Genomic DNA, 21386 nt, shown 5'->3' with positions numbered 1-21386 from the left:
ACCATGACCAACTTCCTCACCAAGATCATCGGCGACAAGAAGGAATGGAAGCGCATGGAGGCGCGCGCAGCCTCGCTGCCGAACGACTACCGCACCGTCTACGGCGAGATCAAGAACTACATGTGGCGGTTCACGTCGGGCGACGGGATGGACATCGTCGCTATCCTCGACGACGTGCTCGCGACATTCGAAGCCGGTGCGGCCGAGGGCAAGGGCGTCCTCGAGGTGACCGGTGACGACGTGGCCGCGTTCTGCGACGAGCTTCTGCAAGGGGCCAAGCCGTACGACGGCTACCTGGCGAAGTGGCGCGAGTCCTTGAATCAGGTCGTGCTCAACCAGGACGTGAAGAAGCAGCTCTGAGATGCTCACCATCAGCCAGCTGGCGTCGCACGCCGGAGTGACGGTTCGCGCAGTCCGGCACTACCACGCGAAGCAGCTGCTGCCGGAGCCGGAGCGTGACCGCTCCGGCTACCGGCGGTACGACGCGCAGGCCGTCGTCGAGCTGATCCGGATCCGCACCCTCGCGGACGCGGGCGTGCCGTTGTCGAGGGTGCGTCAGCTCTTGGCGGCCGACCCCGCTGAGTTCGCCGCGGCGGTCGAGGAGATCGACCGCCGCCTGCGGGCTGACATCCGTGAGCTGCAGCGCCATCGCGAACGCATCGCGAAGCTCGCGGCCGGCGACAGCCTGGCGCTCCCGCCCGAGGCCGTGGACTACTTCCGGCGCATGCGTGAGCTCGGGTTCTCCGAGCGGTTGATCGAGGTCGAGCGGGACAGCTGGATCTTGATCGCCGCTCAGGTGCCCGACCAGGTGCCGGCTCTCATGGCGATGAAGCGACAGCAGCTCGAGGAGGGCACACTGCAGAGGCTGTACGTCGACCTCGGCGAGGTGGTCGACTGCCGTCCCGACGACCCGCGTCTCGCCGAGGTCGCGGATCGCGTCGTCGCCTTCATCGAGGCTGAGGTCACCAGGGCCGAGGGCGCGGGCCTGGAGGAGGACTACCCTCTGGACGCCGACCTCATCGACCTGCTCGACTCGGCGTTCCTCGAATCCTTCCCCTGCGCTCCGCAGCTGCTCCGGCTGATCGAGGAGCGAGGTTGGACCGGCTGGACGATGATCGAGCGCTCAGAGCCCCGGAGCCGTCTCGGCGCGAACGGTTGACGACTGCCGACTGTCGCCGGTCTGTCGTACGGTGTGCGGGTCGACGACGGAGAGCACCCATGAGGAGTAGCCATGCGGATCTGTGTCACGTGCGGCGTCGAGTTCAATGAGCCGCTGCCCGAGGTGTGCCCGATCTGTGCCGACGAGCGCCAGTGGGTGCCGGCCGACGGGCAACGCTGGACCACGACAGCGGAGCTCAGGGCCGCGGGCCAGCGGCTCGTCTGGACCGACCGTGAGCCGCGTCGTGCGGAGATCACGACCAAGCCCAAGGTCGGGATCGGACAGACCGCGCAGCTGGTGACGACGGACCATGGATCGTTGCTGTGGGACCCGCCCGGCTACCACGACGACGAGACCGCCCGACAGATCCTCGAGCGCGGTCCTGTGCTGGCTGTCGCGGCCAGCCACCCGCACATGTTCGGTGTCCAGACCGCGTGGGGCGAGGCGCTCGACGCGCCCGTGCTGGTGTGCGCGTCGGACGCGGAGTGGATCGGTCGTCGCTCGGAGCGCGTCCAGCTGTGGAAGCACGATCACGAGCTCGCGCCGGGGTTGAGCCTGCACCGTGTCGGCGGCCACTTCGTCGGCGCCGCGGTCGCCGTCTGGGTCGACGACACCGGCCGCGGCCTGCTGCTCAGTGGTGACACCGTGTTCCCGAACCCCGATCGCCGGTCGTTGGGATTCATGCGCAGCTATCCGAACAAGATCCCCCTGTCGGCAGCTGTCGTCGAGGCGATCGCGGCCCGGCTCTCGACGCTCGACTTCGACCGCATCGTCGGCAACTTCGGCAATCTCATCGACGGCGACGCGAAGTCGGTGCTCTCCTACTCCGCTGCCCGCCACGCCTCGTGGGTGCGTGGAGACCACGACGACGAGACCGGGATCGTGACAGGCCGTTGACTCCCGGGGTCAGCGTGTCGCTCGGGCCCGGCCGCGATCGAGCACCGACCGGTCTCTGCGCCGGCTGAGGATCGAGGTGTTGCTCTCGTCGCTGAGGATCGAGCAATTGCTCCGCCGACTCAGGATGGAGCAGTTGCTCTGATGCGACAGCATCGAAAGCACCGACATCACGGAACCGATCGAACCAGCAGACAGGATCGACCCGATCGATCCGATGGACGCGATCGACCCGATGCTCCCGATGGACAGCACCGAGCCTTCGGAACAGATCGACAGGAACGAGTTCTGAGAACGCCACGAGAGCACGGCGGCAGTCTAGCCGCGCCTGAGCATGCCCATGGAGGAGCAGACGAGTGCTGAGCTACGACATCAAGAAGGAACGCAAGGACCTGTACGCCGCCAAGGCGGCCGACTTCGTGCTCGTCGACGTCCCCGCGATGGGGTTCCTCATGGCCGACGGACACGGTGACCCGAACACCGCCGCGGCCTACCGTGACGCGGTGGAGGCGCTCTACACCACCGCGTACGCCGTGCGCGCCGTCGCCAAGAACCAGCTGAACCGCGTCCACACGGTGGCGCCGTTGGAAGGCCTGTGGACTGCCGACGACCTGACGGTGTTCCGTACCCGCGACAAGGACGCCTGGGACTGGACGATGATGATCGCCCAGCCGGACTGGATCACCGACGAGGTCGTCGCGGAGGCGTTGACGGCGGCCCGCAAGAAGAGCCTCCCCGCGCTCGGCCTCGTTCGCTTCGAACGCTATCGGGAGGGTCGCAGCGTCCAGATCCTGCACGTCGGCTCGTACGACGACGAGGGCCCCACGCTCCGCCGCCTCCACGACGAGTTCCTCCCTGCTCACGGACTGTCACCGAGCGGACCGCACCACGAGATCTACTTGTCCGACGCGCGCAAGACCGAGCCGGTCAGGCTGCGGACCATCCTGCGTCAGCCCGTCGCGGACAGGCCAAGGACTTCGTAGGGCTCGGGATCGAACGATCCGTTCTCCTCCCGGTAGCGCCGCATGTAGTCCGGCCACAGCGCTGACAGTCGGCCGCTGGTCGGATGCCTGTACCAGCTGCGACACCCCTCCGACAACCACACCGTCCCCTGACTGCGCTCGTCGAGGTCGGCGACGTAGGCGTCCTCAGCCGCCGCGGTCGGCTCGATGACGGCGCCCCGGTCGGCGATGAAGTCGACCGCTTGGCTGATGTACTTGGCCTGGCTCTCGATGATGTAGACGATCGAGCCTGCGCCCAGGCCTGTGCTCGGACCTTGCATGACGAAGAGGTTGGGGAACCCGGTGACGGAGGTGCTCGCAAGCGTGCGTCCTCCCTCGGCCCAGTGGTCCGACAAGAGGCGCGCGTCGCGGCCGCGAACCCGATGGGCGAAGGGCAGGTCGACGGCCTCGAACCCGGTCGCCACGACCAGGACGTCCAGGTCGATCGACGACCCGTCGCGGGTCACGATCCCTCGTCCGGTCATCTTCTCGATGCCGGCGGTCTCGAGCTGGACGTGGGGTCGGGTGAGCGCCGGGTAGTAGTCGTTGGAGAGGAGGATCCGCTTGCAGCCGAGCTCGTACCGGGGTCGCAACCGCTCGCGGAGGTCGGGGTCGGCGACCTGAGCCTCGAGATGGTCTCGGGCGAGCTTTTTCATCTGCTCCAGGAACACCGGGACACCAAGGCGCTGTGGGAATCGCGCCTCGCTGTCCCAGAAGAGCTTCTCGCGCAGCATCCGTGCCGTTTCGGGAACCCTGCTGAACATGCCCTTCTCCGCGTCGGAGTACGAGCGGTCCTTGCGAGGCACGACGTACGGAGCCGAGCGCTGGAAGACCGTGAGCGAGCCGGCGACCGCGGCGAGCTCGGGAACGATCTGGATGGCGGAAGCGCCTGTGCCCAGCACGCCGATGCGCTTCCCGACCAGGTCGACGTCGTGGTTCCACCGCGCGGAGTGGAAGATCTCGCCGGTGAAGGTGTCGAGATCCTCGATGTCCGGGATCGACGGGTCGGACAGGTGCCCGCACGCCGTGACTAGGGTGCGTGCCACGTGCAGACCTCGCGTGGTGCGGACGTTCCAGCGTTGTGCCTGCTCGTCCCAGTCGGCCGCGAGCATCTCGGCGTCGAGGAAGGTGTGAGGGAGCAGCCCTTCCTCGACGGCGGTGCGTTCGAGGTAGTCACGGATCTCCGGCTGCCGACCGTACACGTGGGACCAGGTCGCCGACGGCCGGAACGAGAAGGAGTACAGGTGGGACGGGATGTCGCAGGCCGCGCCGGGATAGGTGTTGTCGCGCCAGGTGCCACCGACGGAGGAAGCACGCTCGACGAGGGCGAAGGAGTGCTGGCCCTGGCGAGCCAGGAGCGACCCCAGTCCTAGCCCGGAGAATCCCGTGCCCACGATCAGGACGTCGGTGTCGCTGACGATGGTGCTCACACGGGCTCCTGGCTGATGACGCTGCCCGGCGACGTGCGCGCGGGATCGGCGATGAACTGATCGATGAGGTGGTAGAGCTCTGCGGGTCGCTCGTGCACGACGGCGTGTCCAGAGCGGACCTCGACGTAGCGCGCATTCGGGATCGCGCCGAACAGCAGCCCTGCGTGGTGCGGGGGGACCATCTGATCGTCGGTGCATGCGACGACAAGGGTCTGCGCAGCGATGTCGCCGACCGCGTGCGTGAGGTCGACGTCGCGGTTGAACTGCATCTTCGCCTCACGGTTCGGGCTCTTGGCCGCCTTCTCGACGAGCTCAGTGATCTCGGGGCCCTTCTTCGCCAGCAGGAACGCGGGGCTGTACGCGGTGAAGACCGTGAACTCGGCGAGCACTGGTGAGTCGTCCGCGTTGAGGCGTGACCAGATCTCGTTGCGGAGCTGCTGCTGCGGGTCGGTCCTCAGCCAGCCGGCGACCAGGACGAGGTTCTGGACCAGATCCTGACGCTGAGCGCTGAGCGCGGCGGCGATGACAGAACCGAACGAGTAGCCCACGACGTCGACAGGACGCAGAGGGCTGAGCTCCGCGACGACCGACTCCACCTGCTCGACGTACCAGGACGTGTCCGGCTGCTCGCCGATCTCGTCGGGGTCGGTGAAGTCGAGGGCGATCACGCGATGGTGCTCGGCGAGCATCGGGAAGAGTGCCCAGAAGTGACTGGTGGCCGAGCCGCCGGTGCCGTGGAGCAGGAGGATCGGGGTACGTGGGTCGTCGGGGCTGGTCGAGTCGTAGTACGGCACGGGCGCTCGGGGCGAACGGACGACTCCCTCGCGCACACCGGGAAGAAAGTTCACGGGTTCCCTCAGCAGATCGACGAGATGATTCTGAGAGCGTACTCTCAACTCTGCGGCGTCTGCAACCGCCTGATCCCAGGAGGTTTTGGATGGACGGTGATGGCGTGAGCGCACAGATGATAGTGCGCTTTCAATCATGGTCGCGGCACGAAACCCGGCTCGCGTGCAGTACGCTCTGATGCGTGCCCGCCTCCGTCCACGGTCCACGGGACCTCGCCAAGCGCGAACGCCTGGACCGTATCCGGGCCGCCGCCACCGAACTGCTTCTGGAGAAGGACTTCCAGTCGATCACCACCCGCGACATCGCGCGTCGAGCTGGTGTGGCCGAAGCCACGCTGTTCCGCTACATCAAGGGCAAGCAGGAGCTGCTCACGATGGTCTACGGGGACCAGCTCGATGCGCAGCTCAGCGCCGTCGAGGAGGAAGACGCGCGTCTGGTGGCCGGCCGGGGGAACGCGCCTCCCACCGTCGACAGCGTGGTCGAGAGGATCTTCCACATCTACCGAAGGCGGTGCGAGTTCTACCAGGTCGCGCCGCACAACGCGTCGCTGTACCTGAGGCAGGGCTTCGAGGTCGACCGAGACCTGAGCGCGCGCCCCGTCTCACAGGGTGACCGCACGATCCGGCTCGTCGCCTCGATCCTCGCGGAGGGCCAGCAGACGGGTGTGATCGATCCGTCCGTCGAAGCGGCGCTGGTCGCCCAGAACCTCCACGGCACCTACATGCACGAGATCGACCGCACGCCTGTGCGTGGTCTCGACCCGAGCACGCTCTGGGAGCGGCTCCGGCCGCGCCTGGAGGTGCAGCTGCTGCCCCTGGGGCGCCCCGAGCCGTCACGTGCCCCCGCCACGCCGTAGCGCACGCCTCAAGATCTTGCCGCTCGCCGTCTTCGGGAGCTCGTCCACGAAGCCGATCGCGCGCGGATACTTGTACGCCGCCATCCGCTCGCGGCAGTAGGCGACCAGCTCGGTCTCGGTCGCGACCGCTCCGGGCCGCAGCGACACGAAGGCATGAACCGTCTCGCCCCGGTAGTCGTCCGGAACGCCCACGACAGCCGCCTCGCGGACCGCGGGATGGCCGTAGAGGACGTCCTCGACCTCGCGCGGCCACACCTTGTAGCCGGACGCGATGATCATGTCCTTCAACCTGTCCACGAGGTAGAACCAGCCGTCGGCGTCCATGAAGCCCACGTCGCCCGTGCGTAGCTCCCCGTGCGGGAACGCGGTCGCGGTCGCGTCCGGCCGACCCCAGTAGCCGCCGGCAACCTGCGGACCGGCGATGAGCAGCTCGCCAACCTGGCCTGGAGGGAGCTCCTGGTCGGAGGCGTCGACGATCCTTGCTCGTACCGAAGGGATCGGGACACCGATGGACAGAGCTCCGGAGTCGGGGTCGACCGGCGCGCGTCTGTGCGGTGGCACGAGATGGGTGATCGACGCGGTCTCGGTGAGCCCGTACGCGTTGTGCACGTAGCTCCCGAGTACTGCCTCGACCTCGTCGGCCACCGTGGGCGCGACAGGAGCGCCACCGGAGTAGACCTTGGTCAGCGAGGCGAAGTCGTCCGGGCCGACGCCGGGCAACCCCACCATCGCCGTGAAGGCGGTGATCGCTCCGACGGTGAAAGTGGGCCGGTGCTCGCGGACCAGCTCGACCATCACCTCGGGATGGAAGCGGTGTCCCAGCACCAGCGGGGCTGGCAGGAGCAGCGACAGCACACCGTGACCGACGAGTCCGGTGATGTGGAAGAGCGGTGCGATCGCGAGGATCGCGTCGTGCGACGACAGCTCCATCCACTCGCGGTAGTTGCGGGCGTTCAGCACGAGATTCGCATGGGTGAGGCACGCGCCCTTCGGGTCTCCCGTCGTGCCGGAGGTGTACACGAGGAAGGCCGGGTCGTCAGGGCGGGCGGCGGGCACGTGGACAGGTTCCTGATGGGCGTGGTCGGTCAGCAGGCTGAGGAGGGCGACCGCGTGGGGGAGGGGAGTCATCTCGCGGTCGGGCAGAACTCGCGGGTCGTTGCGGGTCTGGAAGTCTCGCCCGGACGACGTGATGACGATGTCCACCCCGTGACCCGAGTCGGCCAGCACCTCGGCTGCCACCGCGTGGACCTCGTCGAGGCACAGCAGCGCACGAGCACCGGAGTCCCGCAGGAGGTGGCCGAGCTCTCGCTGCTTGTACATGGGGTTGACCGACACGGCGACGCCGCCGGCCTTCCATGCCGCGAGCATCCCGATGACGTACGACGGATGGTTCTGGCTGAACAGTGCCAACCGGTCTCCGACGGCGAAGCCCCGGTGCTGAAGGGCGGCTGCCAACGCGTTGGCGGCGGCGTCCAGCTCGGCGAGACTGATCCTGCCGTCGAAATACCTGATGGCGTCCTGGTCCGGCACGCGGCGGACAGCGTCCTCGACCATGTCGAGCAGGTTGGCGAACTCGGGCTCGACGTCGGTGGGCTGACCGTCGCGGTAGAGCGCGAGCCACGGTCGGTCGGCGTACGGGGAGGTGCTCATCGACGTTCCTTCCTGAGCGGCTACGCGAACGACGTCACGCGGTCGGGGTCGAGACGCACATCGATCAGGAGCGGGCGCGTACGACGTGCGATGGTGTCGCCGACGGCGCTCAGCTCCTCCGACGTGCTGATCGTGACACCCTCGCCGCCCATCGCGGTGGCGACCGCCGCGAAGTCGGGCCACGTGAGCAGGGACAGCGCGGGATCCAGTCCGCGACCGGTGAACTGGATGTGCTCCGCTCCGTACGACCCGTCGTTCGCCACGACGCAGATCAGGTCCAGCTCATGCTGGACTGCCGTCGTGAACTCGTTGAGGCCACCGAGCGCGAACCCGCCGTCGCCGGCCACGAGCACAGTGGGGCGGCCGGGCCGAGCCGCTGCGGCACCGATCGCCATGCCGGTGGCGAGCCCGATCGACGCGAATCCGGCGCCCGCCCACATCCAGGAACGGGCGTCGGGTGCTGTCAGGACGCGCAGCGCGTGAAGCGCGAACCGACCGACGTCGACGACGACCGTCCGCTCGCTCGGCAGGACGTCGTTGAGGTGTCGGAACACGTCCTGGAGGTCGACCGTCCCTGGTCGACCGGGTGCGGCGACGCGGCGCAGCGGTTCGGCGAGCCGGGCCTCGGCACGCGCGGCGAAGCCCGACGGCTCGACCTCCGCCTCGTCCAACCACCGGACGAGCTCCTTCGCGGTCGCGGAGGCGTCGGCGACGATGGCGGCGTCAGGACGGACGAACCGCCCGATCGCTGCCGCGTCCTCGTCGCACTGGACCAACGTCCTGCCGGCGAGCAGGCCGCCCTTGTCGGAGGTCTCCGGGGTGATGGACGCGCCGAACGCAAGGACGCAGTCACTGTCGGCGATGACGTCCTGAGCCGCCGTCGTGGCCAGCGTGCCGAAGATCCCGAGGTAGGCGGGCTCTCCAGCGAAGAGGTCCTTCGCCTGGGCGGTGCAGGCCAGCGGCGCCCCGAGCTTCGCGGCCAGCCGGACGAGCGGTTCTCGCGCGTGGAGGGCCCCCTGTCCGGCCAGGACGATCGGCCGACGGGCGGACATCACGATCCCGAGCGCGGCATCGATGGAGTCCGGATCCGGCGTGCTCGGCGGGAGAGTCAGCGGGGGAGCGACGGCGCCGCTCGACGCCGAGACCTCCTGTCCCATCATGTCGATCGGCACCTCGAGCACGATCGGGCGTCGTTCGGCCCCCGCTCGCCGGAGCGCGTGAGAGAGGTCGGCCTCGAGCGTGTCGGCGGCGCGGGCCGACTCGAACCCCGCGCCGGTCGCCTCGACGAGCGGACGCTGGACGATCTTCTGCGGAGCGTGACGGCGAAGGTCCGAGGTCCGACCGGCGATCACCAGCACGGGGATCGAGCTCTTGGCGCACTCGACCAGTGCAGTGACCACATTGGTCAGCCCTGGGCCGTGTGTCACCGTCGCGACGCCGACCACACCCGTCGCGCGCGCGTGACCGGCGGCCATCATGACCGCGTTCGCCTCGTGCACCGCGCCGACGTAGCGACCGCCGATCTCCCGCACCCAGTGGTCGACGAAGAAGAGATTGGCGTCGCCGATCAGGCCGTAGACGACATCGACCTCGTGCTCGCTCAGCCGACGCGCGAGCTCCGCCTGGTAGGTCGTCACCGGAAGGCCGGGATCCCGGTGAGTGCCTGCCCGATGACGAGCGTGTGCATCTCGACCGTGCCCTCGTAGGTGAGCACCGACTCCAGGTTGTTCATGTGGCGGATCACGGGGTACTCGAGGGAGATCCCGTTCGCGGCGAGGATCGTACGTGCCGTTCGGCAGATCTCGAGCGCCTCGCGCACGTTGTTGAGCTTACCGAGGCTGACCTGCTCGGGGCGGAGCGTCCCCGCGTCCTTCATCCGGCCGAGATGTATCGCCAGCAGCATGCCCTTGGTGTACTCCAGCGACATGTCGGCCAGCTTCTGCTGCGTCAGCTGGAAGCCACCGATGGGTCTGCCGAACTGGGTCCGCTCGGTCGCGTAGGACAGCGCCGCTTCGAGAGAGCTGCGCGCTGCACCCATCGCACCCCAGACGATTCCGTAGCGAGCCTCGTTGAGGCACGCCAACGGGCCCTTGAGACCGCGCACCTCGGGGAACGCCGCCGAGTCGGGGAGCCGGACGGAGTCGAGCACGATCTCTCCGGTGATCGAGGCACGCAGCGAGAGCTTGTGCTTGATCTCGGGTGCGGAGAAGCCGGGGGTGTTCGTCGGCACCACGAACCCGCGAACACCGTCGTCGGTCTGGGCCCACACGACTGCGACGTCGGCGACCGGGGAGTTCGTGATCCACATCTTGCGACCGTCGAGGATCCAGTCGTCGCCCTGTCGGCGGGCGCGGGTGAGCATCGAGCCCGGGTCGGAACCGTGGTCGGGCTCCGTGAGGCCGAAGCACCCGATCGCGGATCCCTCGGCCATCGCCGGGAGCCACTGCTGCTTGTGCTCCTCGCTTCCCCACTTCCAGATCGCGAACATCGCGAGCGAGCCCTGGACCGAGACGAGCGAGCGGATGCCCGAGTCGGTGGACTCCAGCTCGAGGCAGGCGACGCCGTACTCCGTGGCCGTCATTCCGGCACACCCGTAGCCCTCGAGATGCATCCCGAGGACACCGAGCGACCCGAGCTCCTTGGCGAGGTCGCGTATCCCGGGGATCGTGCCGGCCTCGAACCACTCAGCGACGAACGGGTCGATGCGATCGGTGCACAGCTGTCGCACGGAGGAGCGGACGGACTTCTCATCCTCGGTCAGCAAGCTGTCCAGCGACGCGAGGTCCGTCGGCGAGAGGCGTGGGGCGGTGGTCATGACAGGTTCTCCTTCGTGGGGTCGGTCAGCCAGCGGCGAACCTCGTCGTCGTGCTGCCCCAGGCGTGGTGGGGGGAGGTAGCCGGTGACAGGAGTGCGTGAGTACGTGATGGGGTGCCGGACCTGGGCCGGGGCATTCGCGCCGACTTCCACGGTGGGCGCGAGGCCCAGCCGTTCAGCCAGCGCGATGGCGTCTCCGAGGTCGCCGACCTTCCCCGCGGGGACGCCGACCAGGGTCAACGCCTGAACCCAGTGGTCGACGGGAGCGGTCGTCAGCCGTGCCTCGAGCTCGACCCTCAGCCGCGGCCTGTTCTCGACTCGTGCCGCGTTGGTGGCGAAACGGGCGTCGCAGCTCAGGTCGGGGGCACCGATCGCCTCCGCCAGCCGCTGGAACTGGCCGTCGTTGCCGCAGGCGACCGCAAGCTCGGCGTCGCGGCATCGCAGCAGCTCGTACGGCGCGATCGACGGGTGGGCGTTGCCCATCCTGCCGGGCGCCGTCCCCGTGAGGAGGTACGAGCTCGCCTGGTTTGCCAGCGACCCGAGCAGGCTCGAGAGCAGGTTCACCTCGACGTGCTGGCCATGGCCGGTGAGGTCTCGTGCCCGCAGCGCGGCAAGGATCCCGATCGTGGCGTCCTTCGACGTGAGCACGTCGACCACAGCGACGCCGACCTTCGTCGGGTCGGCGTCGGCCTGACCTGTGATGCTCATCAGGCCCCCGACCGCCTGGACGAGGAAGTCGTAGCCGGGGAGCTCAGCCCCGCCGGTGGAGCCGAACCCAGTCACGGAGCAGTACACGATGCCCGGGTTCGCGGTGGCGACCTGCTCGTACCCCAGGCCGTGCTTGGCCAGAACGCCGGACTTGAAGTTCTCGACGAGCACGTCCGCCCGCACCGCCAGCCGCTGAGCGAGATCCCGGTCTCCGGGGTCAGCGAGGTCGAGCGTCACCGAGCGCTTGGAGCGGTTGGCCGCATGGAAGTACGAGGCGGTGTCCCCCTCCTCACCCACCCACGGCGGTCCCCAGGAACGGGTGTCGTCGCCGGAGCCGGGCCGCTCCACCTTCACGACGGTGGCGCCGAGGTCGGCCAACGTCGCCGTCGCCAAGGGTCCGGCGAGGACGCGGGAGAAGTCGGCGACCAGGACGCCGTCGAGCGGCAGCGTCATGCGAGCTCGAGCCTGCCGTCGACCCGTCGCGGCAACCGCCACGGGTCGGCCGCGCGAGCGGGTTCCGGAAGCCACGGGTCAGGGGTCGACTGGTAGCTCACCGGCCGGACGAACCGGTCGAGCGCGGCGGCTCCGACGGAGGTGCTGCCCGGCGCAGAGGTGGCAGGCCACGGCCCGCCGTGCTGCTGCGCCCAGGTCCACGCGACTCCGGTGGGCCAGTCGTCCACCGTCACCCGACCGGCGTTGCGTGCGACGGTCGAGATCAGGAGAGCGGCGTGCGGATCGGTGCCGGTGCCGTCGGTGACGACGGTCGCCGTGAGGCTGCCCTGCAGCTGGCCGAGCGCGAGGACGGCCTCGTCGACGGAGGCGTACTCGACGACGACGGCGACCGGCCCGAAGCACTCCTCCAGCAGTCGGCTGCCGACATGGAGCGCGGTGCTCGGAGCGGCCAGAACCACCGTGTCGGCCGACCAGCCCTTGTCGCTCCGTCCGGTGCGGGCGACCACCTCCGCTCCGCCCTCGACGAGCGCGTCGACGCCGGTCGAAGCCGCCTCGGCGATCCCTCGCGTCAGCATGGTCGCGGACGGGGCGGCCGCCGCGAGCGCGCGCCCGACCTCCGCCGCCACGCCGTGACCCGCGGGCGCGAGCAGCAGCCCGGGCTTGGTGCAGAACTGCCCGGAGCCGAGTGTGAAGGAGGCGACGAAACCGGCCGCGACCTCGCTCGTGCGAGCAGTCGACGCAGGCGTCATCACCGCTGGGTTCACCGTCCCCATCTCGGCGAAGACCGGGATGACGACGTCGCGCTCGTTGGCGAGCCGCCAGAGTGCCGTCCCGCCGGCCTGAGAGCCGGTGAAGCCGACGGCTCGGATCGCCGGCTCCGTCACCAGCTGGACCCCCGCGTCGAACCCGACGACCTGACCGAAGGTGCCCGCCGGAGCGCCCGCAGTGGCGAGAGCGTCTCGGGCGAGGTCACCCAACCGAGCACACAGCAGCACGTGCGCCGGGTGTGCCTTCGCCACCACCGGGCAACCCGCCGCGAGCGCCGAGGCGGTGTCGTTGCCGAGCACCCCGAAGCCGAACGGGAAGTTGCTCGCACCGAACACCGCCACCGGTCCCAGGGGTTGGTTGATGCGGACGAGCGCGGGCGTCGTCGCGGTCGGAGAGTCCGTCGTCAGGTCGAGGTACGACCCCTCGACGGCGACCTCGGCGTAGAAGCGCAGCTGCGCTGCGGCGCGCGTCAGCTCGCCTGTGAGCCGTTCCTGGCCCAGCGCCGTCTCGCAGTCGGCCAGCCGTACGAGCTCGTCACGATGGTCGAGCAGGGACTCAGCGATCGCCTCGAGCCAGAGCTGCCGCTCGCGCGGAGACGTCGCCGCCACCTCGGGCGCGGCCGATGAGGCTCGCTCGACGATGTCGGAGACCTCGCCGGGAAGGCTGTCTCGGACGGAGCCGGCCCGCTCGCCGGTCGTCGGCCTGAAGCTGACGGTGGCGGTCACGCAAGCGCCTCGACGGCGTCCTCGAGCACGGAGACGGCTTCAGCGAGGAGGTCCTCCCCGATGACCAGTGGCGGGAGGAGACGGATGACGTTGCCGAACGTCCCGCAAGTGAGGGTGAGGACGCCGTGGCTGTTGGCATAGTCCGCGACCCGCTTGGCCGCTTCCGGTGCAGGACGCGTCGTCCCGGGCTCGACGAACTCCATCGCCAGCATGGCACCGCGCCCGCGGACCTCACCGACGTACGAGTCGTCGCCGGTCATGGCCTCGAGCCTCGGGCGCACGATCGCCTCGATTCGGCGTGCCTTGGCGGGGAGGTCGTCGCGCTCGATGACTTCCAGCGCTGCACGGGCGGCGGCGCACGCGATCGGGTTCGCGGCGTAGGTCCCGCCGAGACGCCCCGGGCCGACCGCGTCCATGATCTCGGCGCGTCCGGTCACGGCCGAGATCGGCAGTCCGGCGCCGAGCGCCTTGGCAGTCGTGATCAGGTCCGGCACGACACCTTCGTGGTCGACGGCGAACATCGCGCCGGTACGACCGAGGCCGGCCTGGATCTCGTCGGCCACGAACACGATGCCGTGCTCCTGCGCGAACGCCGCGACTCGGGCCAGGTAGCCCTCGGGCGGGACGATGAAGCCGCCCTCTCCCTGGATCGGCTCGACGATGATTGCAGCGACGTTGTGGGCACCGATCTGGGTCGTGACCGTCTCGACGAGCAGGTCGTACGCCTCGTCACCTGCCTGCTCCGCCCCGCCGACCCAGCGGTACGGGTACGGCGAGGGCACCTTGTAGACCTCGGGCGCGTACGGGCCGAAGCCGTCCCGGTACGGCACGTTCTTTCCCGTCATGCTCATCGTGAGCAGGGTGCGGCCGTGGTACGCGTGCGTGAGGACCACGACGGCGCTGCGCCCGGTGTAGGCGCGGGCGATCTTGATCGAGTTCTCGACCGCCTCCGCCCCGGTGGTGAACAGTGCGGTGCGCTTCTCGTGGTCGCCGGGGGTGATCCGGTTGAGCGTGGCAGCGACGTCGATCGCCGGCTCGTACTCGGTGACCATGAAGCAGGTGTGCGTGAAGCGCTCGGCCTGCTCCTTCACCGCGGCGACGACCTCCGGGTGGGACGCACCGACGCTCGTGACGGCGATGCCTGCGGCGAGGTCGATCAGGTGGTTGCCGTCGACGTCGACGATGATTCCTCCGCCGGCCTCCTCGACGAAGACGGGCAGCGTGATGCCGAACCCGGCCGCCACCTCTTCGGTTCGCTGCCGGTGCAGCTTCGTCGACTTCGGCCCTGGGACGGCCGTGGCGAGGATGCGCTTCTGCGCGGGGAGGGACATGACGACTCCTGTCGTGAGCGTGGCTGGCGTGAGCGTGGGGAGTGGGAGGGCTCAGGGACGGACGTCCACGAGCACCTTCCCGGTCGAGGCACCGGTGAACAGGCTGAGGAACGCCTCCGGGACGGCGTCGAGACCGCGGTAGTGGGTCTCCTCGACGCTGACCCGCCCCTGAGTGAGGTGCTCGGCCATCTCGGCGTGGAACCGGTCCCACTTGTCCTCGTGGTCGAACACGAGGAAGCCCTCGGCCCGGAGCCGTTGGGAGAGGATCCGGCCGGTGTTCGCGAGCTGGTACGGCTCGCCGTTGTAGGTCGAGATCGATCCGCAGAGGGCGAGGCGTCCGTGGGTGTTCGTGGCCGCCAGCGCCTGGTCGAGCTGGACGCCGCCGACGTTGTCGAAGACGACGTCGAGTCCCTCCGGGACGTGGCCCGCGACGTAGTCGGCCAGTGCGGTGGTCTTGTAGTCGAAGGCGTCGGTGAAACCGAGCTTCGCGGTGACGTACTCCGCCTTCTCAGTCGAGCCGACCGAGCCGATCACGCGGCTCGCGCCTCGGGCGAGCGCCAGCTGGCCGGCGGCGGCGCCGACGGCACCAGCGGCACTCGTGACCAGGACGACGTCGCCGGGCTGCACGTCGGCGACGAGTGCGACACCCAGCCAGGACGTGAGCCCGGGGTGTCCCATGACGCCGAGGTACGACGACTCGGGGGCGCGCCCGACGTCGATCGGACGGGCCGCTGCAACGGGGACGATCGAGTGCTGGCGCCATCCGACGCGGTGGAACACGTGGCTGCCCACGGGGAGTCGAGGGTCCTGCGACGCGACGACCTGGCCGACGGCTCGGCCCGTCACCGCCTCTCCGAGCTGGTACGTCGCGACGTAGGAGTCGCCGCCGTTCATCAGGCCACGCTGGCCGGGGTCGACCGACAGGTAGTGGTTCTCGACCAGGATCTCGCCGGGGCCCGGGTCGGGGACGGTCACGTCGCTGACGGCGAAGTCCGCCAGGACGGGCAGGCCCTGCGGACGGCGGGCGAGCAGGACGGCGCGGGACGAGGTGGGCATCAGGACCGGAACTCCTTGACGACGTCGCCGATCACCTTGCGCTGGACGAACTTCCAGCCGTCGTCGGTCTTGCGCAGGATGTCGCGGTACATCGACGAACGGTCCACCCGCGGGGCGGCGAGGTCGCGGCCGTCGACGGTGACGATGTAGGCGACGCCGGTCGCATCCTCGGGGCCATCCGGGGTCGCGGTCAGGATGATGTTGTCGTTCAGGTGCTTGAAGCCTCCCTGCTGCGCGTCGATCGCCTGCTGCATGAAGTCCCTGATGGCGGTCTTGCCCTCGACCAGCTCCGGAAAGCGGTAGTGGTCGTACGAGCAGTCCTCGACGAAGAAGTCCGTCATCTTCTCGGCGTCGCCGAGGATGTCGACGGTGAAGTTGTACTGGTAGTACAGCTCCCAGATCTCGACCTTGTCGTCAGTGCTGAGTGCCATGCGTTGCTCCTTCTCGTACGTTCTGGTCTGCGGTGCTCGGAGTCAGTGGGTGAAGGCCGCCGGAGTGCGGCTGGCCCAGTCCAGCTCCCGCTCGAGGGACTGAGCGAGGCGAAGGATGGTGGTCTCGTCGTACGGTGAGCCCACGAGCTGCGCACCGACGGGGAGGCCGTCGGAATCCGTCCCAACCGGCACACTGATCGCGGGGAGGCCGAGGATGTTGGCGTACGAGTTGAACGCGAGCATCCGGGCCTCACGGGGGCTGCTCCCGTCGAGCAGCTCGTTGGCCTCGGCCAGGATCACGCCGACCGGGGGGACCTGGCAGGCCAGCGTCGGGCTGACCAGGACGTCGAAGTCGCGGCGCCAGTGGGCGACCATGCGTCGGCACTCGAGGTGCAGCCGGAGGACGGCCTTGGCGTACTCGCTGGCGGGCAGCTCTTCGGCCATCTTGCGGCGGGCGATGATGAAGGGCTCCGACTGCGACGGGTCGTCGTAGGGGACCGTGTGCAGCGACGCCGCGATCACGGTGGTGCTGTAGATGCGAAGAGCCTCGGTACTGATGAAGTCGGCCGAGACAGGGACGACGGTGTGGCCGGCCACCTCGAGAAGCCGCGCCGTCCGCTCCGCGGTCTCGGCACAGATCGGGTCGACCTCGACGCCGTTCGGGGCATCGAGCATCAGCCCGATGCGCAAGGGGCCGGCCGCCTCGGTGTAGCTGTCCCCGTACGGACGCTCAGGGGTGGGCGCGCGGTACCAGCCCAGCGGGTCCTCGACCGACAGGTAGTCGAGAGTCCTGGCCGCGTCCTCGACGGTGCGGGTGACGACACCCTGCGTGGTGCCGTGCTCCCAGCCGAGGACCTTCGCGGGGACGCGCGCGCGGCTCGGCTTCAGTCCGACCAGGCCGGTCGCGGACGCCGGCATGCGGATCGATCCACCGCCGTCGGACGCGCTGGCGATCGGCGCCAGGCCTGCCGCGACCGCCGCCGACGCCCCGCCGCTCGACCCGGCCGGGGTGCGGTCGAGGTTCCACGGGTTGCGGGTGATGCCGTAGCGACTGTTCTCGGTCACCTGCGTCATCCCGCCCTCAGGCGAGTTCGTCCGCCCCATGAGGAGGAAGCCGGCGTTGAGGATGCGGTCGACGACGAGATCGTTCTCCGGCTGGGGCTCGGTCGATGTGCCGAGGCCGCCGCGCGTGTTGGGCTGCCCGCTGACCGAGACCAGGTCCTTGATCGGCATCGGCACACCATGGAAGAACGGGAGCGCGCCGCCGGAGCCGAGCGCTGCCTCGGCCGCCTTCGCGGCTTGGCGGACGTCGTCGTCGTTGCGCCACACGATCGCGTTGACTGCGTCGTTGTACGTGTCGATGCGCGACAGGTAGAGCTCGACGACATCGACCGGGCTGATCGCGCCGGCGCGGATCGAACGTGCGATGTCGCTGGCGGAGCTGAAGGGGTCCATGGATCTCCTTGAGAATGGTGGGAGGGCAGCGATCAGGCGCCGACGACCAGGCGGCGACGGGGCTTCCACCCACGGCGGGGGACCGCGTCGAGCAGCCGGCGGGTGTAGTCGGCCTGCGGATCGTTGAGGACCGCGTCGGTCGCGCCCTCTTCGACGATGCACCCGTGATGCATGACGATCGCGGTGTCGGTGACCTGCTGGGCAACGGCGAGGTCGTGTGTCACGAAGAGGTAGGTCACGTCGCTCTCGGTGCGGAGGTCGGTCAGCAGGTTGAGGATCTGTGCCTGGATCGAGACGTCGAGCGCGGCGACCGCCTCGTCGAGGATGAGGACTTCGGGATCGACGGCCAGCGCGCGTGCGATCGCGACACGTTGACGCTGGCCACCGGAGAGGCTCCCTGGACGCATGGCGAGGTGACGCTGGTCGAGTCCGACCCGTTGAAGCTGGCTCAGTGCCAGGTCCATGCCCTCGGCGCGGTCAGCGATCCCGTGGAGACGGATGATCTCGGTGAGCCCGTCGCCGATGGTCTGTCGCGGGTCGAGCGACGAGTACGGGTCCTGGAAGACCATCTGGACCCGACGTGCGCGGGCGAGACGTGCCGCTGCTCCGCGTGCGTGCTGCGCCAGTGGTGCGCCGTCCAGCAGGAGCTCACCGGACGTCGGAGTCTCCAGGCCGGCGATCATCCGGACGACTGTGGTCTTGCCGGAGCCGGACTCGCCCACGATGGCGAGCGAACCGCCGCGCTCGACGTCGAACGTGACTCCGTCGACGGCGACGACCGGAGCCGACTTCCGGCCACCGGCGAACTCCTTGCGAAGCTCCCGGGCACTGAGCTGAGGGACGTTCACAGTTCCTCCCGTGGGTCTGCACCGGTCTCGGCGCGTACGGGGTCGGCGAGGAGCGCACCGTCGAGCTCCTCGGCGCGGTGGCAGGCGACCAGCCGGTCGTGGAGGGGACGGAGCGCAGGACGCTCGGCCACGCAGTGGTCAGTGACGAACGCGCACCGCTCGGCGAAGACACACCCGTCCCCGACCTCGAAGCCAGCGGCCGGCCGACCGGGAACGGTCCGGAGCCGAGACCGGTTGCCGAGCTCGGGCCGTGCGGCGAGCAGACCTGCGGAGTAGGGGTGCAACGGCCGCTCTACCAGCGCGTCACCACCGGCGACCTCGACGACCTGGCCGGCGTACATGACGGCGAGCCGATCGCATGCCGCACCTGCCAGATCGAGGTCGTGCGTGATGAGGAGCAGCGCGAGCCCACGTGTTTCGAGCGCCTCGCGCAGGATCGCGATGACTTCTTCCTGCGTGGTGACGTCGAGAGCCGTGGTCGGTTCGTCGGCCAGGATGACGTCCGGCTCGGTGGCAAGGGCCGCCGCGATCATGACTCGCTGCAGCAGGCCGCCGGACAGCTCGTGCGGGTACTGGGTCAGGCGTCGAGGACCGTCGGCGATCCCGACGGCGGCGAGCAGCTCCAGGACCTTGCGCTCGGCGTCGCGACGCGGAACCCGTTTGACCTGGCAGAGCCCTTCGACGAGGAAGTCGCCGACAGTACGCAGAGGATTGATGTGCGCGTGCGGGTTCTGGTAGATCATCGCGATGCTCGAGGCCCGGTACTCCCGGAGGCGGCGAGGAGGCATCGCCTGCACGTCCTCGCCCTCGAAGCGGACCTCGCCCTCGACCTGAGCGCCGTTCGGAAGCAGGCGCATGAGGGCTCGCGCGGTCATCGACTTCCCGGAGCCGGACTCGCCGACCAGCCCGACGGCCTCACCCCGCGCGATCGTCAGGGTGACGTCATGGATGACGGTGGCCGGGCTTCCGTCGACCGGGATCTGGACCTTCAGGTGCTCGATCGCGACCGCTGGTTCGACCGCGGTGTCATCGAGCGTGGTGGTGGTCTCGAGCGTGTTCATCGGCCCTCCTTCTGGGCGGCTGCCGCGAGCCGTTCGCCGAGGATGTTCACGGCGATGACGACCACGAGGACGGCGACGCAGGCCGTCAGCGACTCCCACGGCTTCCCGGCGAGCAGGTCGGCCTGGCCGGTCGAGATCTGAAGACCCCACTCGGCTGCGGGTGCCTGGACGCCGAGGCCGATGTACGAGACCGCGGCCAGGTCGACCAGAGCGGTGCCGAGTGCGATCGTGACGTGAGCCCGGACGAACGGAAAGATGTTCGGAAGCAGATGTCGTACGCAGATCCACCATCCCGAGACCCCCAGCAGCTGAAGGGCGCTCACATAGGTCATCGACCGCTCCCGCAGTGCGACCGGGCGGAGGACCCGAGCGATGTAGGGGATGAATGCGATCGAGAAGGCGACGATCGGTCCCGTGATGCCGGCGCCCACGATGGCGACGACGACGATCGCGAGGATCAGGCCGGGGAAGGAGAACAGCACGCTGAGTGCCTTCCCGACGAAACGGTCGTACCGGCCGCCGATCCAGACCGACGAGAGGACGAGGGCCACCGCGCACACGGTGGCGACGCCGATGACGATCACCGGACCGAGCAGGCTCAGCCGCGTGCCGTAGATCAGCCGGGAGAGGAGGTCACGCCCCAGCGCGTCCGTCCCGAGGAGATGGGCGCCGCTCGGCCCCTGTGACGCCGCGAGGATGTCGGTCTCGTCGGGGGCGTACGGCGCGATCACCGGCGCGAGGACGGCGACCACGACCAGCAGGCCGAGGAAGATGGTGAGCCCGAGCGCGACGCGGTCGCGGCGGAGCACCGACCGACGCGCAGCGGTCTCGGGGCGCAGCCGGCGGCTTCGCCGGCGCGAGGTGGGGGGAACGAGTCCGGTGGTCGTCATCGGCGTACTCCTCGGGAACGTAGCCGCGGGTCGATGGCCAGTTGCGCCAGGTCCGCGATGACGGTGACGACGATGAAGACCACGACGATGAGCATCGTGATCGCCATGACGACCTCCGCGTCGTGGCGCAGGATCGACTGGACGAGAAACGCGCCGATGCCGTCGATGCTGAAAGCGCGTTCCACGACCACGGATCCGGCGATGAGTCCGCCCATCGTCAGGCTGATGACGCTGACGATCGGTGCGGAGCCGTTGCGCAGGACGTGCCGGCGGAAGATGGCGTTGCCGGTGAGGCCGCGGCCGACCGCGGTCTGCACGTGCTCACGGCCGAGCTGCTCGCGAAAGCTCGCGCGGGATATCTGGGCCACGAGCGCGATCCACGACAGAGACAGTGCGATGGCGGGGAGCGTCAGGGAGTGGATCGTGGTCGCCAGACCGTTGCCGGTGTCTGCGAGGGCAGGGAACCAGCCGAGTGAGATCGCGAAGACCTGAATGAGGAAGATGGCGGCCACGAACGTCGGCAGCCCGACGAACACGCTGCTGACCACGGTCAGCGTGGAGTTCACGCGGCGGTTACGGGCAGCGAGGACCCCGAGGCCGATGCCGACGACGACGACGAGCAGGGTGGCGTACAGATCGAGCATGAGAGTGGCTCCGAGCCGCGGCTTGAGGAGGGTGAGCACGCTCTGCCGGTGCTGGAGCGACTGGCCGAAGTCACCGGTGAAGAAGCCACCGAGCCAGTCGAAGTAGCGGATCCACGCCGGTCGGTCCAGGCCGAGGTTCTCTCGGATCTGGGCGACCTCCGTGGCGGTCGCGTCGGTGCCCGCGATCTCGGCTGCCGGGTCACCCGGCACGAGCTGCATGGCCGCGAAGATGACGGCACTGGCAACCAGGATGGTGACGAGCGCGCCGATCACGTTCTTGAGAACGCTCCGCATCCCATTCTCCCTTCGTATGGGGCGGTCCTACTGCGGTTCGGGGGTGGCGGCCCAGATCATCCGGACCGC

General features: G+C 69.2%; 21 protein-coding genes. 5 read left to right on the top strand and 16 right to left on the bottom strand.

Annotated features, from left to right (window positions below):
- Positions 1–3 precede the first annotated feature (3 nt).
- The 3 genes from AB3M34_RS16180 to AB3M34_RS16170 all read left to right on the top strand — a co-directional run bounded on the left by AB3M34_RS16180 (position 4) and on the right by AB3M34_RS16170 (position 2056).
- Complete coding sequence (locus tag AB3M34_RS16180; RefSeq protein ID WP_370615447.1) at positions 4–360, top strand: DUF1048 domain-containing protein; 357 nt, start codon at positions 4–6, stop codon at positions 358–360.
- 1 nt (position 361) lies between these two features.
- Positions 362–1159 carry a MerR family transcriptional regulator gene (locus AB3M34_RS16175; protein ID WP_370615445.1) on the top strand — a complete coding sequence of 266 codons (798 nt, stop codon included), beginning with the start codon at positions 362–364 and terminating at the stop codon, positions 1157–1159.
- A 72-nt stretch (positions 1160–1231) separates the two neighbouring features.
- On the top strand, positions 1232–2056 hold the full coding sequence (locus AB3M34_RS16170; protein ID WP_370615443.1) for a hydrolase: 825 nt from the start codon (positions 1232–1234) through the stop codon (positions 2054–2056).
- Between the two features lie 9 nt (positions 2057–2065).
- Here AB3M34_RS16170 and AB3M34_RS16165 read toward each other — a convergent pair whose 3' ends face one another.
- Complete coding sequence (locus tag AB3M34_RS16165) at positions 2066–2362, bottom strand: hypothetical protein (protein ID WP_370615441.1); 297 nt, start codon at positions 2360–2362, stop codon at positions 2066–2068.
- 47 nt (positions 2363–2409) lie between these two features.
- On the opposite strand from AB3M34_RS16165, the gene AB3M34_RS16160 reads away from it, so the two are divergent.
- Positions 2410–3036, top strand: a complete 627-nt coding sequence (locus AB3M34_RS16160; protein ID WP_370615440.1) for a GyrI-like domain-containing protein — start codon at positions 2410–2412, stop codon at positions 3034–3036.
- Here AB3M34_RS16160 and AB3M34_RS16155 read toward each other — a convergent pair.
- Positions 3003–4484: a flavin-containing monooxygenase gene (locus AB3M34_RS16155; RefSeq protein WP_370615439.1), complete on the bottom strand. Its 1482-nt coding sequence runs from the start codon at positions 4482–4484 to the stop codon at positions 3003–3005. The genes AB3M34_RS16160 and AB3M34_RS16155 overlap by 34 nt on opposite strands.
- On the bottom strand, positions 4481–5332 hold the full coding sequence (locus tag AB3M34_RS16150) for an alpha/beta fold hydrolase (RefSeq protein WP_370615437.1): 852 nt from the start codon (positions 5330–5332) through the stop codon (positions 4481–4483). The genes AB3M34_RS16155 and AB3M34_RS16150 overlap by 4 nt, the downstream gene beginning before the upstream one ends.
- Before the next feature lie 182 nt (positions 5333–5514).
- Between AB3M34_RS16150 and AB3M34_RS16145 the strand changes: the two genes are divergently transcribed.
- Complete coding sequence (locus AB3M34_RS16145; protein WP_370615435.1) at positions 5515–6189, top strand: TetR/AcrR family transcriptional regulator; 675 nt, start codon at positions 5515–5517, stop codon at positions 6187–6189.
- Here AB3M34_RS16145 and AB3M34_RS16140 read toward each other — a convergent pair.
- Genes AB3M34_RS16140 through AB3M34_RS16080 form a run of 13 tightly spaced genes read right to left on the bottom strand, consistent with a single transcriptional unit; the run spans position 6166 to position 21317 of the window.
- On the bottom strand, positions 6166–7839 hold the full coding sequence (locus tag AB3M34_RS16140; RefSeq protein WP_370615433.1) for an AMP-binding protein: 1674 nt from the start codon (positions 7837–7839) through the stop codon (positions 6166–6168). The two genes, AB3M34_RS16145 and AB3M34_RS16140, sit on opposite strands and share 24 nt — an antisense overlap.
- A 20-nt stretch (positions 7840–7859) precedes the next feature.
- Positions 7860–9476: a thiamine pyrophosphate-binding protein gene (locus tag AB3M34_RS16135; RefSeq protein WP_370615431.1), complete on the bottom strand. Its 1617-nt coding sequence runs from the start codon at positions 9474–9476 to the stop codon at positions 7860–7862.
- Positions 9473–10654, bottom strand: a complete 1182-nt coding sequence (locus tag AB3M34_RS16130; protein ID WP_370615429.1) for an acyl-CoA dehydrogenase family protein — start codon at positions 10652–10654, stop codon at positions 9473–9475. Before AB3M34_RS16130 ends, AB3M34_RS16135 begins: the two co-directional genes overlap by 4 nt.
- Positions 10651–11814, bottom strand: a complete 1164-nt coding sequence (locus tag AB3M34_RS16125; RefSeq protein ID WP_370615427.1) for a CaiB/BaiF CoA transferase family protein — start codon at positions 11812–11814, stop codon at positions 10651–10653. Before AB3M34_RS16125 ends, AB3M34_RS16130 begins: the two co-directional genes overlap by 4 nt.
- A complete protein-coding gene (locus AB3M34_RS16120; protein WP_370615425.1) occupies positions 11811–13307 on the bottom strand; it encodes an aldehyde dehydrogenase family protein in 1497 nt (498 codons plus the stop codon). Before AB3M34_RS16120 ends, AB3M34_RS16125 begins: the two co-directional genes overlap by 4 nt.
- Positions 13304–14638: a 4-aminobutyrate--2-oxoglutarate transaminase gene (gabT, locus tag AB3M34_RS16115; RefSeq protein ID WP_370615423.1), complete on the bottom strand. Its 1335-nt coding sequence runs from the start codon at positions 14636–14638 to the stop codon at positions 13304–13306. Before gabT ends, AB3M34_RS16120 begins: the two co-directional genes overlap by 4 nt.
- A gap of 51 nt (positions 14639–14689) precedes the next feature.
- Positions 14690–15694, bottom strand: coding sequence for an NADP-dependent oxidoreductase (locus tag AB3M34_RS16110; RefSeq protein ID WP_370615422.1), 1005 nt, complete (start codon positions 15692–15694; stop codon positions 14690–14692).
- Positions 15694–16125 carry a nuclear transport factor 2 family protein gene (locus AB3M34_RS16105; RefSeq protein ID WP_370615420.1) on the bottom strand — a complete coding sequence of 144 codons (432 nt, stop codon included), beginning with the start codon at positions 16123–16125 and terminating at the stop codon, positions 15694–15696. Before AB3M34_RS16105 ends, AB3M34_RS16110 begins: the two co-directional genes overlap by 1 nt.
- Positions 16126–16167: 42 nt before the next feature.
- Positions 16168–17580: an amidase gene (locus tag AB3M34_RS16100; RefSeq protein ID WP_370615418.1), complete on the bottom strand. Its 1413-nt coding sequence runs from the start codon at positions 17578–17580 to the stop codon at positions 16168–16170.
- Between the two features lie 32 nt (positions 17581–17612).
- On the bottom strand, positions 17613–18428 hold the full coding sequence (locus AB3M34_RS16095) for an ABC transporter ATP-binding protein (RefSeq protein ID WP_370615417.1): 816 nt from the start codon (positions 18426–18428) through the stop codon (positions 17613–17615).
- The gene (locus AB3M34_RS16090; RefSeq protein ID WP_370615415.1) at positions 18425–19489 is read right to left on the bottom strand and encodes an ABC transporter ATP-binding protein; all 1065 of its coding nucleotides are present in this window, start codon (positions 19487–19489) and stop codon (positions 18425–18427) included. The genes AB3M34_RS16095 and AB3M34_RS16090 overlap by 4 nt, the downstream gene beginning before the upstream one ends.
- Positions 19486–20379 carry an ABC transporter permease gene (locus tag AB3M34_RS16085; RefSeq protein ID WP_370615414.1) on the bottom strand — a complete coding sequence of 298 codons (894 nt, stop codon included), beginning with the start codon at positions 20377–20379 and terminating at the stop codon, positions 19486–19488. Before AB3M34_RS16085 ends, AB3M34_RS16090 begins: the two co-directional genes overlap by 4 nt.
- Entirely contained in the window at positions 20376–21317 is a 942-nt protein-coding gene (locus AB3M34_RS16080; RefSeq protein WP_370615412.1) for an ABC transporter permease, read from the bottom strand. The genes AB3M34_RS16085 and AB3M34_RS16080 overlap by 4 nt, the downstream gene beginning before the upstream one ends.
- Positions 21318–21386: the final 69 nt, after the last annotated feature.

Source organism: Mumia sp. Pv4-285 (genome assembly GCF_041320275.1).
GTDB lineage: Bacteria > Actinomycetota > Actinomycetes > Propionibacteriales > Nocardioidaceae > Mumia > Mumia qirimensis.
Note: the sequence above shows the minus strand (reverse complement) of the source record. Positions and strands in the feature narration are given on the sequence as shown.